Origin of the sequence: Achromobacter sp. ACRQX, from assembly GCF_022346505.1 — a bacterium.
GTDB classification, from domain to species: Bacteria; Pseudomonadota; Gammaproteobacteria; order Burkholderiales; family Burkholderiaceae_B; genus Achromobacter; species Achromobacter animicus.
This window is the reverse complement of the sequence record NZ_JAKRML010000019.1, coordinates 64,151-78,811: the sequence shown is the minus strand read 5'-3', so window position 1 is coordinate 78,811 and position 14,661 is coordinate 64,151. Positions and strand designations below refer to the sequence as shown.

Annotated in this window: 14 protein-coding genes and 2 tRNA genes; 8 read left to right on the top strand and 8 right to left on the bottom strand. The window is 66.6% G+C overall.

Annotation, left to right across the window (positions count from 1 at the left end):
- Window positions 1-31 precede the first annotated feature (31 nt).
- The 4 genes from MHZ91_RS17670 to MHZ91_RS17655 all read left to right on the top strand — a co-directional run bounded on the left by MHZ91_RS17670 (window position 32) and on the right by MHZ91_RS17655 (window position 4,213).
- A complete protein-coding gene (locus tag MHZ91_RS17670) occupies window positions 32-1,021 on the top strand; it encodes a tripartite tricarboxylate transporter substrate binding protein (protein WP_175139524.1) in 990 nt (329 codons plus the stop codon).
- 17 nt (window positions 1,022-1,038) lie between these two features.
- Complete coding sequence (locus tag MHZ91_RS17665; RefSeq protein ID WP_239214957.1) at window positions 1,039-2,544, top strand: AMP-binding protein; 1,506 nt, start codon at window positions 1,039-1,041, stop codon at window positions 2,542-2,544.
- Window positions 2,541-3,329, top strand: coding sequence for a citryl-CoA lyase (locus tag MHZ91_RS17660; RefSeq protein ID WP_175122148.1), 789 nt, complete (start codon window positions 2,541-2,543; stop codon window positions 3,327-3,329). The genes MHZ91_RS17665 and MHZ91_RS17660 overlap by 4 nt, the downstream gene beginning before the upstream one ends.
- A gap of 80 nt (window positions 3,330-3,409) precedes the next feature.
- Entirely contained in the window at window positions 3,410-4,213 is an 804-nt protein-coding gene (locus tag MHZ91_RS17655) for an SDR family NAD(P)-dependent oxidoreductase (RefSeq protein WP_239215001.1), read from the top strand.
- Between the two features lie 11 nt (window positions 4,214-4,224).
- On the opposite strand, the gene MHZ91_RS17650 is transcribed toward MHZ91_RS17655, so the two are convergent.
- Window positions 4,225-5,217 (bottom strand): tripartite tricarboxylate transporter substrate binding protein, encoded by a 993-nt coding sequence (locus MHZ91_RS17650; protein ID WP_239214954.1) that lies wholly within the window; start codon window positions 5,215-5,217, stop codon window positions 4,225-4,227.
- Between the two features lie 89 nt (window positions 5,218-5,306).
- Window positions 5,307-6,404 (bottom strand): mandelate racemase/muconate lactonizing enzyme family protein, encoded by a 1,098-nt coding sequence (locus MHZ91_RS17645; protein WP_239214951.1) that lies wholly within the window; start codon window positions 6,402-6,404, stop codon window positions 5,307-5,309.
- A gap of 100 nt (window positions 6,405-6,504) precedes the next feature.
- Between MHZ91_RS17645 and MHZ91_RS17640 the strand changes: the two genes are divergently transcribed.
- Window positions 6,505-7,461 (top strand): LysR family transcriptional regulator, encoded by a 957-nt coding sequence (locus MHZ91_RS17640; RefSeq protein WP_239214948.1) that lies wholly within the window; start codon window positions 6,505-6,507, stop codon window positions 7,459-7,461.
- A 5-nt stretch (window positions 7,462-7,466) separates the two neighbouring features.
- Here the strand turns inward: MHZ91_RS17640 and MHZ91_RS17635 are convergent, their stop codons facing one another.
- Window positions 7,467-8,261 carry a MetQ/NlpA family ABC transporter substrate-binding protein gene (locus tag MHZ91_RS17635; RefSeq protein WP_239214946.1) on the bottom strand — a complete coding sequence of 265 codons (795 nt, stop codon included), beginning with the start codon at window positions 8,259-8,261 and terminating at the stop codon, window positions 7,467-7,469.
- A gap of 189 nt (window positions 8,262-8,450) precedes the next feature.
- On the opposite strand from MHZ91_RS17635, the gene MHZ91_RS17630 reads away from it, so the two are divergent.
- Window positions 8,451-9,524, top strand: a complete 1,074-nt coding sequence (locus MHZ91_RS17630) for a DUF6817 domain-containing protein (protein WP_239214944.1) — start codon at window positions 8,451-8,453, stop codon at window positions 9,522-9,524.
- 104 nt (window positions 9,525-9,628) lie between these two features.
- Here the strand turns inward: MHZ91_RS17630 and MHZ91_RS17625 are convergent, their stop codons facing one another.
- From MHZ91_RS17625 to hemA, 5 genes are all read right to left on the bottom strand, one after another.
- Window positions 9,629-10,189, bottom strand: a complete 561-nt coding sequence (locus MHZ91_RS17625) for a UbiX family flavin prenyltransferase (RefSeq protein WP_175139516.1) — start codon at window positions 10,187-10,189, stop codon at window positions 9,629-9,631.
- Window positions 10,190-10,196: 7 nt separating this feature from the next.
- Window positions 10,197-10,523 carry a Grx4 family monothiol glutaredoxin gene (gene grxD / locus MHZ91_RS17620; protein WP_056319914.1) on the bottom strand — a complete coding sequence of 109 codons (327 nt, stop codon included), beginning with the start codon at window positions 10,521-10,523 and terminating at the stop codon, window positions 10,197-10,199.
- Between the two features lie 130 nt (window positions 10,524-10,653).
- On the bottom strand, window positions 10,654-11,487 hold the full coding sequence (gene prmC, locus MHZ91_RS17615; protein WP_239214942.1) for a peptide chain release factor N(5)-glutamine methyltransferase: 834 nt from the start codon (window positions 11,485-11,487) through the stop codon (window positions 10,654-10,656).
- 10 nt (window positions 11,488-11,497) lie between these two features.
- A complete protein-coding gene (gene prfA, locus MHZ91_RS17610; RefSeq protein WP_175122139.1) occupies window positions 11,498-12,580 on the bottom strand; it encodes a peptide chain release factor 1 in 1,083 nt (360 codons plus the stop codon).
- A gap of 85 nt (window positions 12,581-12,665) precedes the next feature.
- Window positions 12,666-13,940: a glutamyl-tRNA reductase gene (gene hemA, locus MHZ91_RS17605; RefSeq protein WP_056559840.1), complete on the bottom strand. Its 1,275-nt coding sequence runs from the start codon at window positions 13,938-13,940 to the stop codon at window positions 12,666-12,668.
- 334 nt (window positions 13,941-14,274) lie between these two features.
- On the opposite strand from hemA, the gene MHZ91_RS17600 reads away from it, so the two are divergent.
- A tRNA-Phe gene (locus MHZ91_RS17600) sits at window positions 14,275-14,350 on the top strand.
- Between the two features lie 189 nt (window positions 14,351-14,539).
- Window positions 14,540-14,615, top strand: a tRNA-Phe gene (locus MHZ91_RS17595).
- The last annotated feature ends 46 nt before the right edge of the window (window positions 14,616-14,661 follow it).

The following is a 14,661-nucleotide window of genomic DNA, read 5'->3' as shown; positions in this document are numbered from 1 at the left end:
CAATTATTAGACAAACAGGACGGAGACAACAATGAAGACATTCGGCAAGCGCTGGACCGCTGCGGCGGTGGCCTTGAGCGGGGCGCTGATGACCGCCGCCCCGGCCTGGGCGGCCAAACCCTATCCCGATCGCCCCATCACCCTTGTCGTCGGCTATGCGGCCGGCGGCGCAACCGACATCGTGGCGCGCCTGATGGCCAAGTCCCTGGCCGAAGAACTGGGGCAGACGGTTGTGGTCGAGAACAAGACCGGGGCCAACAGCAACATCGGCGCCGAGATCGTCTCGCGCGCCGCGCCCGACGGGTACACGCTGTATGTCGGGTCGATCGCCAACACCATCAACCGCACGCTGTACAGCCAGCTCAATTACGACTTCGTCAAAGGCTTCGAACCCGTCGGGTTGCTGGCAACCATTCCGAACATCCTGGTGGTCAATCCCAAGCTGCCGATCAAGACGGTGCAGGAATATATCGCCTATGCCAAGCAGCATCCCGGCAAGCTGACGTGCGCGTCGTCCGGCAGCGGATCGTCCATTCATCTGTCCTGCGAGCTCTTCAAGATGAAAACCGGCACCGACATCCTGCACGTACCGTATCGCGGCAGCGGTCCCGCCGTGGCGGACCTGCTGGGCGGGCAGGTGGACTCCATGTTCGACAACCTGCCCTCGTCCCTGCCCCATGTGCAGGCCGGCAAGCTGCGCGCCATCGGCGTCACCTCGCCCCAGCGCCTGCCGGCCACGCCCGATGTGCCCACCTTGGCGGAGTCCGGCCTGCCTGACTTCGACGTGGAATCATGGTTTGGCCTGGTGGCGCCGGCCGGCACGCCCCGGCCCGTCATCGACCGCCTGAACCAGGCGCTGAACAAGGCGCTCGCGACGCCAGCCCTGCAAACCTCCTACAAGCAAGGCGGCTTCTTCCCGCCCCAAGCGCCGAACACGCCGGAGACCTTCGCCAAGAAGATCGCCAGCGAGATCGACAAATGGGGCGCGGTGGTGAAAAGCGCCAACCTCAAGGCCAATTAAGCATCCAAGGAGCATAGGTGTACCCGATTGATTTCTTCTTCCGCGCCGCCGAGCAGTACCCGGACCGCGTGGCGCTCGACGGTCCCGATGGGCAGGTGACTTACGCGCGGCTGGCGGCGGACACGCGTGCGCTGGCGGCCGCCCTGCAGGATCTGGACCCCGAGCCGCAGACGCGCGTGGCTATCTGCGCCGGCAATTCGGCGCGCCACATCCTGGCGCTGCTGGCGGTGCTGGCCAGCGGCAAGGTCTGGGTGCCGCTGAACTACCGCAGCACCGCGCGCGAGATCGGCCGCATCCTGGATGCAACCGAGCCGACCATTGTGATCGTTGACGAGGTGGGCGCGCCGCTCGTGCCCGCGGGTTCCGCACGACGCATCGTGCTGGACGACGCCGCCGCTGACCTGGCGCTGGACGCGCTGCTCGCGCGTTTTACCGACCGCGTTCCGGCGCGTCACGCCTTGCCGCGCGACGCCACGCAGGCCATCAAGTTCACGGGCGGCACCACCGGCCTGCCCAAGGGCGTGATGCAGCCGTATCACGCGTGGAACGCCGGCATCGTCAACCAGATCCTCAACTGGGGCCTCACCGCCGAAGACCGCTACGTCGTGTCCGCGCCCATCACGCACGGCACCGGCACCTATCTGTTGCCGGTGCTGGCGCAGGGCGGCGCGCATCTGCTGCTGGACAGTGTGTCGCCCGCCACGATCACCGAGGCATTTCGCGAGCGCCGCGGCACGCTGAGCTTCATGCCGCCCACGCTGATCTACATGATCATGGCGCAGCCCGGCGTCTCCCGCGCGGACTTCCCGCATCTGCGCAACCTCATCTACGGCGGCGCGCCCATGCCCGTGGAAAAGATCGAGCGCGCGCGCGCCTTCTTCGGCCCGGTGCTGGGCACGACCTACGGCCAGACGGAGGCGCCTCAGATCGTCACGGTGCTGCGCCCCGCTGATCTCGAAGCGCCCGAAAATCGAGCGTCCGTCGGCCGGGTCACACCGCTGTCCGACGTGGCGATCATGGCGCCCGACGGCACGCTGCTGCCGCGCGGCGAAATCGGCGAAGTCGTGGTCCAGGGCGATCTGGTGATGACCGGCTACTGGCGCCTGCCCGAGAAGACCGCTGAAACCATAGTTGACGGCTGGCTGCACACCGGCGACACGGGCCTCATCGACACGCGCGGCTATCTGTTCCTGAAGGACCGCCTGCGCGACGTCATCATCACCGGCGGGTTCAACATCTATCCGGTGGACGTCGAAAACGCCTTGTCCGCGCATCCCGCCGTCTACGAATGCTCGGTGTTCGGCGTGCCTGACGACAAGTGGGGCGAAGCGGTCCACGCCGCCGTCCAGCTTCAGGCGGGCGCCGAGGCCGATGGCGACGAACTCAAGGCGCACGTGCGCGCGCTGCTGGGTCCGGTCGCCACGCCCAAACACATCCATTTCCACGACAGCCTGCCGCGCTCGAGCGTGGGCAAGGTGCTGAAGAACGCGGTGCGCGACGCCGCAATGAAGGAAACGCCATGAACAAGCCCGAAACCCGCCTCTGCGCCCATCACCTGACCGGCATGTCGTATCGCGACGTCGATCTGGTCGAAGACCTGATCGGCAAGAAGTCGTTTACCGAAGTCATGATCATGCAGATCCTCGGCCGCGACGCGCGTCCCGTGGACATGCGCATCGTGGACGCGGTGCTGGTCACGCTGATGGAGCACGGCATGACGCCCAGCGCGATCGCCACGCGCCTGATCTACATGAGCGCACCCGAGAATCTGCAGGGCGCCGTGGCGTCCGGGCTGATGGCCGTGGGCAGCCAGTTCGTGGGCACCATGGAAAACTGCTCGCGCCTGCTTGACCGCATCCGTCAGGCACCCGACGGTCCCGCGGAAGCATTGGCGATTGCCCGCGAACACCGCGCGTCGCGCAGCCCGCTGCCCGGCTTCGGCCATCACCTGCACAAACCGGACGATCCGCGCGCGATCAAGCTGCTGGCGCTGGCCGAGGCGGAAAGCGAACTGAGCGGCGAGTCGGTCCAGGCGCTGCGCTGGCTGGCCAGCGCCATCGACGAGACCTACGGCAAGCACATCACCATCAATGCAACCGGCGCCGTGGCCGCGCTGCTCAGCGAGATCGGCGTGCCTACCGACCTGATGCGCGGCTTTGCCGTGATCTCGCGCGCGGCGGGCCTGGTGTCGCACGTGGCAGAAGAGCAGCAGAGCCCGTCCGGGCGGTACATCTGGGAAACCATCGACCACGCCATTCCGTACGTGGGCAAGGGCAAGAGCCATCAGCAAGACGGCGGGCAATCGTGAGCGCGGGGTCCGGTACGCCCGATGCCGGTACGCCCGTTGCCGGTACGTCCGTTGCCGGTACGCCCCTTCACGCTGCCCCGCTGTCCGGCGCGCGCCTGGCCGGCAAGGTTGCGCTGGTCGCAGGCGCGGGCACCTCCGCGCCCGGCTGGAGCATCGGCAAGGCAAGCTGCGTGACGCTGGCGCGCCAAGGTGCGGCCATCATCGCCCTGGACGCCAACCTGACCGCCGCCGAAGAGGCCGCGCATGAGGCCGAAGCGGCAGGCGGCAGCGCGCTGCCTGTGCAGGCCGACGTGGCCGACCCGGACGCGATGCAGGCGGCGGTCGACGCGGCGTTGCGCCGCTTTGGCCGCATCGACATCCTGCAGGCCAACGCGGGCATCGGCAAGGTCGGCGGCCCCGAAGACATCTCGATCGCGGACTGGGACCGCATCCAGCAGGTGAACGTGACCAGCCTGCTGATCGCCACGCGCCTGCTGGCGCCGGTCATGCGTGCGCAGGGCGGCGGCGCCATCGTGGCCGTCTCTTCCATTGCGGGCATCCGGTACACCGGCTATCCGCATCTGGCCTACAGCGTCAGCAAGGCTGCGGTCATCCACTTTGCGCGCATGGCCGCGCAGCAGTACGCCGCCGACGGCATCCGCGTGAACACGGTCATACCCGGTCTGATCGACACCCCCCGCGTCACCGCCAACGTCGCCAAGATGTTCGATGCGAACGACCTGGACGCCGCGCGCGCGGCGCGCGACAGGCAGGTGCCGATGGGGCGCATGGGCACGCCATGGGAGGTCGCCAATGCGGTGGCCTTCCTGGCGTCGGACGAGGCGTCCTACATCACCGGCACCGAACTGCTCGTGGATGGCGGCCTGACAGGCAAGTACGCCTGAGCCGGCGCGACTTACTCGGCCTTGATGTTTCCGCGCTGGACCACGGCGGTCCACTTGGCCACGTCGTCACGGATGCGCTGCGCGAATTCCGCCGGCGTGCTGCCGACCGGCTGAAAGCCCAGCCCGGCCAGCTTGTCGCGCAGCGCGCCCTTGCGCACGGATTCGCCCAGCGTCTGCGACAGGCGCTCGATGATCGGCTCCGGCACGCCGGCCGGCGCAATCACGCCGAACAGCGGCGAGATATCCACACCCGGCAGACCGGCCTCGGCAAACGTGGGCACGTCGGGCAACTGGCTTGTGCGTTGCGGGCTGGTGACCGCCAGCGCGCGCAGCTTGCCGGCCTTGATGTGTTCAAGCAGCGTCGGGACGGTGGCAAAGCCGAACTGCACCTGGCCGCCCAAGAGGTCGGTGATCACGGTGCCGCCGCCGCGGTAAGGCACGTGCAGCACGTCCACGCCCGCCTGCTGGCGCAGTTGCTCACCGGCCAGATGCGGCCCGCTGCCCACGCCCGCCGACCCGAACGACAACGTGCCGGGCTGCGACTTGGCCAGCGCCAGGAACGACGCAATGTCGGTCGCCTTGACCGACGGGTGCACCACCATGACGAAGGGCGCCGTCGCCATCAGCGAGATCGGCGCGAAATCCTTGATGGCGTCGTACGGCTGACGGTCGCCCAGCAGCGCGGGATTGATGGTGAACGTGGAGTCGACCATGCCGATGGTGTAGCCGTCCGGCGCGGACACCGCCAGCGCGCGCGTGCCGATCGTGGTGCCGCCGCCGCCGCGGTTTTCCACGACGAAGGGCTGGCCCAGCGCCTCGGCGTACACCTGACCCGCCATGCGGCCCAGCGTGTCGGTCGCGGCGCCCGGCGGGTACGGGATGTACAGGCGGACCGCCTTGTCCGGGTACTGCGCGGCCCGGGCCGCGAAGGACCACGGCAACACGGCGGCGCCCGCTGCCATAGCGGCGCTGTTGATCAGGAAGGTTCTGCGCGATGGGTGCATGTCTTTGTCTCCGGGTTCGTGTTCTTTGCGGCCTCTGCGGGCCTGTGGATTCTTGGCGGTCTGGCGTTTGGCTTTTTACGGGTCAGGGTTCAGGCGCTGTACCGGCCCTCGGCAAGTGCCGCTTCCGGATCCGCGCCCAGCCCCGGTGCGTCCGGCACGTTGACCCAGCCGTTCTCGATGGGCACGGTGCGTCCGTACGGCACGTGCCCCAGTTCGACGTACAGGCGTTCCAGCGACACCTCGGCTTGCTGCGCGGCGATCAAGTGCAGGCTGGCAAGATAGCCGGGGCCAAAAAATGCGACCTGCGGCGCGCAGATGACAATTGAGTCCGCGCACTTCTGCGCAATCCGCCACGCGGCGGTCAGGCCCAGTTTGATGACGCTGGGCTGCACGTACTGCGCGGCTTCCGTGTCCACCACGCGCTCCAGATCGGTGGCGCTGCTGGCGTTCTCGCCAACGGCCAGCGGGATGCCGCAGGCCTGCTTCAGGCGTGCCAGCGCGCGATCGTCTTCCGGCGGCCACAAGGGTTCTTCGATCCAGAACGGATCATGCGGGCGCATGGCCTCGATGGCGGCTTCGGCTTCGCCCGGCAGCCACGCGCAGTTCGTATCGACCATGATCGGCACGCCGGGACCCGTGCTGCGGCGCACGGCGGCCAGCGCGTCGGCGGTGCGCTCGTGCAGCTTGATCTCGGTATAGCCTTCGTTCAGGGCCTGCGTGGTCACGGCGTCCAGGCGCTCGGCGTTGCCGTAATACTGCAGCAGCGATGCATACACACGGACCCGCTCGCGGCGCTTGCCGCCCAGCAGCGCGTACAGCGGCACGCCGGCGCGCTTGGCGCGCAGGTCCCACAGCGCGATGTCCAGCCCGGCCAGCGCGTGCACCACGGGACCAGATCGGCCCAGGTTGTGCAGCGTGCGCTGCATGCCCGGCAGCAGCGTGTCGTCGTCCGCGTCGCGCCCGCAGGCCAGCGGTGCGATCAGCGTTTCGAAGATCGCGGGCAACGCGCGTGGCTCCACGCAATACGACTCGCCCCAGGCCACCGTGCCGTCTTCGGTCTGCACCCGCACCAGCGCGCTGTCGAGCTTGTCGCGCGGACGGCCCGCGAACAGCGGCGACGGGCTCCAGTGATGGAACGGCAGGCGCAAAGGAATGCAGGTGACGGAAACAATGGTGTTGGCGGGCATGGCAGTGAGGCGTCGAGATGTGGAATTCGATGGGCTATTCTGGCGGCCGCCAGTTCATATGGTCAAATAGATGAATTGACTATTTCCATATTAATTTCATATGTTCAATCGACGAGAACTCTTGCTGCTGCGCGCCATGTACCGGCTCGATACCGTCACCGCCGCAGCCGCCTCGGTCAACATGACGCAGCCCGCCGCCAGCGCACTCCTGCGCGACATGGAAACTCGGTTGGGCTTTGCGCTGTTCAGCCGCGAGAACCGCCGGCTGCACCTGACCAGCCAGGGGCGCGCGCTGATTCCCGAAGTGCTCAATGCGCTGGCCGGCATCGAGGCAGTCGACCGGCTGGCAGTCGACATCCGCCAGGGCGCGCTGGCAAGGCTGGACGTGGGCGCCGTCGCCATCGCCGCGTCCAGTCTGCTGCCTCCTGCCCTGGCCGGCGTGCGCCGCGCACATCCGGCGGTTGCCGTGACCGTGCGCGCCGGCACCGCGCTGGAAATCATCGAGATGGCGGTGGATCACCGCATCGACCTGGGCATCATCATTGGCTCGCCGCCGGACATCGACCGGGTGTCCAGTCTGCGGCTCGCACCGTTGGGACTGCATGCGGTGATGCCTCAGGACCATCCATGGGCGAAGCGAACCGATCTGACGCTGGACGAGGTGGCCGAGGCGGGACCGATTGTCCTCGCCCCCGCCCTACCCGCCGGCCGCGCGACGCGCCAGGCACTGGAGGCGCGCGGACTGCCCTATCGCCCCATCATCGAGGCGGCGCAGTCGTCGGCCGCCTGCGCGCTGGCGGCGCAGGGATTGGGTGTCGCCATCGTGGAAAGCCTGGGCGCGCATTACGCCGAGCGTCAGGGTCTGGTGACACGCCAACTGTTGGCGCTGGAGGATCCGGTGCTGGCGATGGTGTGGTCGCGCGACCGCGCCATGAGCGCCCCGGCGCAGGTGCTGCAGGAAGGATTGGAGAAAGAGGTGCAGACGTGGCTGGCGCGCGCGGACGCGAAGGCTGACGGAGGCCGGACGTCGCGCGCCCGGCTTCGCAAGTCTCGATAGTCTGTTTACCAGGAGGTCGTGTAGGCGCCCGGGAACTGCTTGGCGACAAAGGCCTTCACCTCGTCGGACTGGTAGGCCTTGATGAAGCGCGCGATGCGCGGATCGTTCTTGTTGTCTTCGCGCGCGGCGATGACGACGGGCGCGAACGGCGCGTCCTTGCTTTCCAGCACCAGCGCGTCCTTGGCGGGCGACAGGCCGGCAGGGATGGCGTACGCCGAGTTCACGGCAGCGGCGTCCACGTCCTTGAGCGAGTGCGGCAGTTGCGCGGCCTCGATCTCGACGAACTTCAGGTTCTTGGGGTTCTCGGCGATATCGAAGATCGACGCCGTCACCGTCACGCCGTCCTTCAGCTTGATGAGCTTGGCGGCCTGCAGCACCAGCAGCGCGCGGGCGCCGTTGGTCGGATCGTTCGGGATGGCCACCTTGCCGCCTTGCGGCAGATCGTCCAGCGACTTCACGCGCTTGGAATAGATGCCCATCTGCTGCACCACCGCGGTCGCCACCGGCACCAGCTTGTAGCCGCGCGCTTTGTTCTGCGATTCCAGGAAAGGCTTGTGCTGGTAGATGTTCACGTCCAGCTCCTTGGCGTCCAGCGCGGCGTTGGGCTGGATGAAGTCGCTGAATTCCATCAGCTTGACCTTCAGGCCCTGCTTGGCGGCGACCTGCTGCACGACTTCGCCGATCTGCGCGTGCGGGCCGACGGTGACGCCCACTTTCAGCTCGGCGTCCTGCGCCATCGCCGAGGTGCCGGAAAAACCGAGAATGGTGGCCAAAACGGCGAGGGAATGGCGAAGGCGCATGGGAAAGTCTCTACAGGTTTAAACGATTGAGGATTGGAACAATGACCCCGGATTCTAGTGAGCGCGCTTCAAAACCGGAAGCGATGAATATTCATATTGATATGCGGATTTCGATATAAACACCGCGATGACAGCGCTGGCGCATGCGGACACAATAGAGCCTGCTTTCATTCAACCAACCCGCCAACCATGTCCACCACTCCCGAACTCCATCCGCACGCGCGCGCGCTGCTGGCCGACCACTACGCCGCCGTCGACGCCGACCTGCCCGTCCTGCTCGACCTGCTGTTTGCACGCAGCGCGGGCGAAGACTGGCACAAGGCCGGCACGTTCAAGCATCATCTGCTGGGCGTCTACCGCACGCTGGCGCTCTGGAACCAGCCGCGCGAAGTGCGCCTCCTGGGCCTGTTCCACAGCGTCTACGGCAACGAATACGTAGACCTCACGCTGTTTGACCGCGAACGCGAGCGCAACGCGCTGCGCGACGTGTTGGGCTCCGAAGCCGAGGAATGGGTCAGTCTCTTTTGCGCGATGCCGCGCACGCGCTTCGTGCAGGCGATCCTGCAAGGGCAGGGCACGGGACCGGAAGGCCTGACGCTGGAAGGCGCCGATGGACAGGTCTTCACCTTCACGCCGCGCCAGGTCGCGGCGTTCACCGTCGTGTCCGCCGCCGACATCGGCGAGCAATGGCACAGCTGGCAGGACGAGATCTTCGCGGGCTATCCGCAGCAGCAGCGCCGCGACCTGAAAACGAACTGGGCCTCGTCGCTGTGGCCCGGCCCGTTAAAGCCGCCGTCGAACATCCTGTCGATGCTGTCCCATCTGCTGGCGCCGCTATCGCGCATGCCGCAGGACACCGGCATTCCCATCCCGCCCGCGTTCGACCACTGCCGCGCCACGCTCAGCCCGCGCGACGAAGCGGCGGCCAGCGCGCTGTACTGGCAGGTCATCACGCGCATGCACCCGCTGACCGAAATGGACAGCGCGCGGCACATGCTGGAAGCCGCGGTCGAACACAACCCCTGGGTGGGCGAGCCGCGCCTGCTGCTCGCGCAACTGGCGCTGACGGCCGGAGAATTCGAGGCCGCGGAACAGCACGCCGCCGCGGGGCTGGCCGCGCTTCAGGCATGGGGCACCGCGTGGGATAAACGGATTGAATGGGCCGGATGGATGGCCTGGGCGCGCATCGAGCTGCAAAATGCGCGGGCGCGCAAATGGCCGGAGAATCTGGCCGCGCTGAATGGGATGGGGCTGGTGGAATAAGAACCGCCCTGATGCAGACGGCCCCGCTCAAGCGGGGCCGCCGGCGATCATTGCACGAGGCGCGTCAAGCGCAAGCCTTGCGGCTAGGCAAAGGCGAGAACCTGCTAAGTGCCTTCCCAGTGCGGACCGGGCACGACAATGTCGAACATTTCCAGGACGCGGGCCACGGTGTGGTCCACCATTTCATCGATGGACTTGGGCCGGTGATAAAACGCCGGCAGCGGCGGAAACACGATGCCGCCCATTTCGGTCACGGCCGTCATGTTGCGCAGGTGCGCCAGATTGAACGGCGTCTCGCGCACCATCATCACCAGGCGGCGGCGCTCTTTGAGCGTGACGTCGGCAGCGCGCGTGATGAGGTTATCGGACAGGCCATGCGCCACCGCCGCCAGCGTGCGCATCGAGCACGGCACGATCACCATGCCCGCGGTCTGGAACGCGCCGCTGGCCAGCGTGGCGCCCACGTCGCGAATGCTGTGCACGTGATCGGCCAGCGCATAGACGTCCTGGCGGCTGACATCGAGTTCATGCTTGATGTTCAGCACGCCAGAAGCGGACACCACCAGATGCGACTCGACGTCTTCGACGTTGCGCAGCGCCTGCAGCATGCGCACCGCGTAGAGCGCGCCGGTGGCGCCCGTGATGCCGACGACGAGCCGCCGCATGATGGCGTTAAGCCGTGGCGCCGGATTGCTCCAGCAGCGTCTTCAGTTCGCCGGACTCGTTCATTTCATTCATGATGTCCGAGCCGCCGATGAACTCGCCGGACACGTACAACTGCGGAATGGTGGGCCAGCTGGAGAATTCCTTGATGCCTTGGCGGACTTCGTCGTCCTCCAGCACATTGACCGTGACGAGCTTCTTCACGCCACAGCCCTTCAGGATTTGAATGGCCTTGCCGGAGAACCCGCATTGCGGGAACTGGGCGGTGCCCTTCATGAACAGCACGACGGGGTGCTGGGTAACGGTTTCGCGGATGAATTCTTGAACGTCGCTCATGGTGGTCTCTTGGACAGGCAAAACGGAATGGGTCAATTATAGGTACAGCCGGGAAAACCGCCCGATTACCCCGGCGCGGCGCCGGTATATCCGGCAGATGCAACAGCAAATGTCGGGCCGTGCGCTGCGCTCAGGCACCGGAGACCGGCAAACGCCCGCCCGAGATCCGCTCGATCCCCGCCAGGTCCTGGCGGCTGTGCACATCTGCGAACCCCGCCTGGCGGAGCATGTCCCGTACCTGCTCCGCCTGATCCCAGCCATGCTCCATCCAGAGCGAGCCGCCGGGTTTCAGATGGGCGCGCGCGCCTTCGACGATACGCGCCAGATCTTCCAGCCCGCCCGCGCCATCAGTCAGCGCCCCCCGCGGCTCAAAGCGCAGGTCACCCTGATCCAGATGCGGATCGTCGCTGGCCACATAGGGGGGATTCGACACGATCAGATCAAACCCTTCGCCGGCCGGCACCGCGTCGTACCAGCTTCCTTCCACGAAGCGCACCGCGGCCGTCAAATCCCACGCGTTGCCGGCAGCCACCGCCAGTGCGGCCGCGCTGACGTCCGACGCCATCACCCGCGCGTCGCGGCGCGCCAGGGCGATCGACACCGCGATCGCGCCGCTGCCCGTGCCCAGGTCCAGCACCATCGGCCCGGTGATGCCATCGATGCATTCCAGCGCGGTTTCCACCAGGACTTCGGTATCGGGACGCGGAATCAGCACGTCGGGCGTCACGCGGAACCGGTGTCCCATGAATTCGCGATGGCCCAGCAGGTAGGCCATGGGCTCCCCCGCCAACCGGCGCTGCGCCAGCGCCTCGTACGCCGCCGCCACTTCGGGCGCCAGCGGATCGGTGTCGTGCGCCAGCAGCCACGCGCGCGGTTTGTTCAGCACGTGCTCCAGCAGCATGCGCACTTCCAGGCGCGGCAGCCGCGCGTCGAGCAGCAGACTCTTGATCTGGGGCGCGGTCATGGCGTCGGCCTTAAATGTCGTCGCCCAGCGCGGCGAGCTGCTCGGCCTGGTGCTCGGCGATCAGCGCGCCGGTCAGCTCTTCGAGGTCGCCTTCCATGATCTGCTGCAGCTTGTACAGCGTCAGGTTGATGCGGTGATCGGTCACGCGGCCCTGCGGATAGTTGTAGGTGCGGATGCGCTCGGACCGGTCGCCCGTGCCGATCAGGCTCTTGCGCTCGGCCGCTTCCTTGCTCTGGCGCTCGCGCTCTTCCTTGTCCTTCAGGCGCGCGGCCAGCACCTGCATGGCCTTGTCCTTGTTGCGGTGCTGCGAACGGTCGTCCTGGCATTCCACCACCAGCCCGGTCGGCAAGTGGGTGATGCGCACGGCCGAATCGGTCTTGTTGATGTGCTGGCCGCCTGCGCCGCTGGCGCGAAAGGTGTCGATGCGCAGGTCGCTGGGATTGATGACGATCTCGGACATGGCATCGGCTTCGGCCATGATGGCCACCGTGCAAGCCGACGTGTGGATGCGGCCTTGGGCCTCGGTCGCCGGCACGCGCTGCACGCGGTGCGCCCCCGACTCGAACTTCAAACGGCCATACGCGCCGTCGCCGTCGATGCGCGCGATCACTTCCTTGTAGCCGCCCAGCTCGGACGCGCTTTCCGACATCAGTTCCACGCGCCAGCCACGCTGTTCCGCGTAGCGCGTGTACATGCGCAAGAGGTCGCCCGAGAACAGCGCGCTCTCGTCGCCGCCCGTGCCCGCGCGGATTTCCAGGAACACGCTGCGCCCGTCGTTGGGGTCGCGCGGCAGCAGCAGAAGCTGCAGCGCCGCTTCCAGCGATTCCAGCTTGACGCGCCCGGTCTTGATCTCTTCTTCGGCCATCGCCTTCATGTCGGGCTCGGACAGCATTTCCTGCGCGGTCGCGATGTCTTCCTCGGTGCGGGCGAACGCGGTGAAGGCTTCGACCACCGGTTCCAGTTCGGCGCGCTCGCGCGAAAGCTTGCGGAAGCGGTCCATGTCGGACGCGGTTTCCGGTTCGGCAAGCAGAGCATCGACCTCGATCAGGCGATGGCACAGATGCTCCAGCCGGCTGCGCATGGAAGATTTCATGAGGGGAGGACCAAAAGAGAAAACAGAGAAAGCGGGCGCCCACAAAGCGAACGCCCGCCATGAGGCGGGGCGTGGGGCAGAGCCGCTAACGGCGGGAGTCGCGGCCGGGGAAGAGGCGCGGCATCCAGGCAAGCAGTTGCTTGCGGTCGTCGCCTTCGCTGCGGTTCAGCGCCGCAAGCGGGCCGTGCAGGTACTTTTGCGTGAGGCCGTGGGCCAGCTGCTCGAGCACGGCTTCGGGCGATTCGCCCCGCGCCAGCAGGCGGCGGGCGCGTTCCAGCTCGGCGGCGCGGACGTCTTCGGCAGCCTGGTGCAGGTCGCGGATGACGGGCACCACTTCGCGGGATTGCATCCAGTGCATGAAGCCCTGGACGCGGGTTTCGATGATGGCTTCGGCCTGCACCACCGCGGCGCGGCGCGCGTCGGTGCCGGTCTGCACCAGCCGGCCCAGGTCATCAACCGAGTACAGATAGACGTCGTCCAGACGGCCGACTTCGGGTTCGATGTCGCGCGGCACGGCCAGATCGATCATGACCATCGGGCGGTGACGGCGCAGGCGCGTAGCCCGTTCAACCATCCCCAGGCCGAGGATGGGCAGGGAGCTTGCCGTACAGGAAACGATGACGTCGAACTCGGACAGCCGCTCGGTCAGGTCGGACAGCTTCATCGTGCTGGCCGAGAAGCGGTTGGCCAGCAGTTCGGCGCGTTCGGCCGTGCGGTTGGCCACCACCATGCTGCGCGGACGTTGCGCGGCAAAGTGCGTGGCGCACAATTCGATCATTTCGCCCGCGCCGATGAACAGCGTGCGGGCTTGGTCCAGGTTGCCGAACACGCGCTCGGCAAGACGCACCGCGGCGGCGGCCATGGACACGGATTCGGCGCCGATGGCGGTTTGCGACCGGACTTCCTTGGCGACCGAAAAGGTGCGCTGGAACATCTGGTGCAGCAGCGTGCCGAGCGATCCGGCTTCGCCGGCGGCGCGCACCGCGTCCTTCATCTGGCCCACGATCTGGGTTTCGCCCAGCACCATGGAATCGAGGCCGCTTGCCACGCGGAAAGCGTGACGCACGGCGTCGTCTTGATGATGGCGATAGAGGTGCGGGCGCAGCGTGCCGGCGTCCAGGCGGTTGTGTTCAGCCAGCCAGGCGGGCAACTGATCCGCCACGTGGCCGTCGGCCGCGCAGTAGATCTCGGTGCGATTACAGGTGGACAGGATAGCGGCTTCGCGGACGGAGCCGCCGAATGCCGAACGCAAGCCTTCGAGGGCGGGCTTGACCAGATCAACGGGCATGGACACGCGTTCGCGGACCGACACCGGCGCGGACGTGTGATTCAGACCGAAGGCAAGGACAGCTACCGACATGTGTGAGGGATGGCGGAAAGCCACCCGCGGCTAAGCGTTAAGTACTGCCACTATAAGAACAATGCGTCGCAGCCCGCTTGTCGCGCGTCAAAGGCGGGAAAGCATCCGGCTGTAACAGCAAAACCGCTGACGATTATACTCCTGCGGGTTATCCCCAGGCCATTCCCGTCCCCAATCGCGGACAGTTGGCGCCCAATCGTGCCTTGTAGGCAACAGTTGGCTGCTTTGCTGCCCCTGTACGGCGACATCGCGCGCCGGGTCACGAAAAAAAGCGACGCTTCCCCCGCCCGGCTGGCGCAACGCCAAAAAATTGTGTATAGTTGCGGACTTCGTTGGCCTGGTAGCTCAGTCGGTAGAGCAGAGGATTGAAAATCCTTGTGTCGGTGGTTCGATTCCGCCCCAGGCCACCAAAAGAATTTCCGGGAGCTTTGGTTCCCACAAAAAGCCCAGCCATGCGCTGGGTTTTTTGTTGGTGGTGGCGCCGCTGCGCCGCCCGTATTTTGTTAGTGGTGGCGCTACACGCCGCCCGTATTTTGTTAGTGGCGGCGCTACAGGCCGCCACGTGTCCCGACATTTTGTGTATAGTGGCGGGCTTCGTTGGCCTGGTAGCTCAGTCGGTAGAGCAGAGGATTGAAAATCCTTGTGTCGGTGGTTCGATTCCGCCCCAGGCCACCAAAAGATTCAAGCATTCAGCCCCGCCCGGTATTTACTGCGGCGGGGT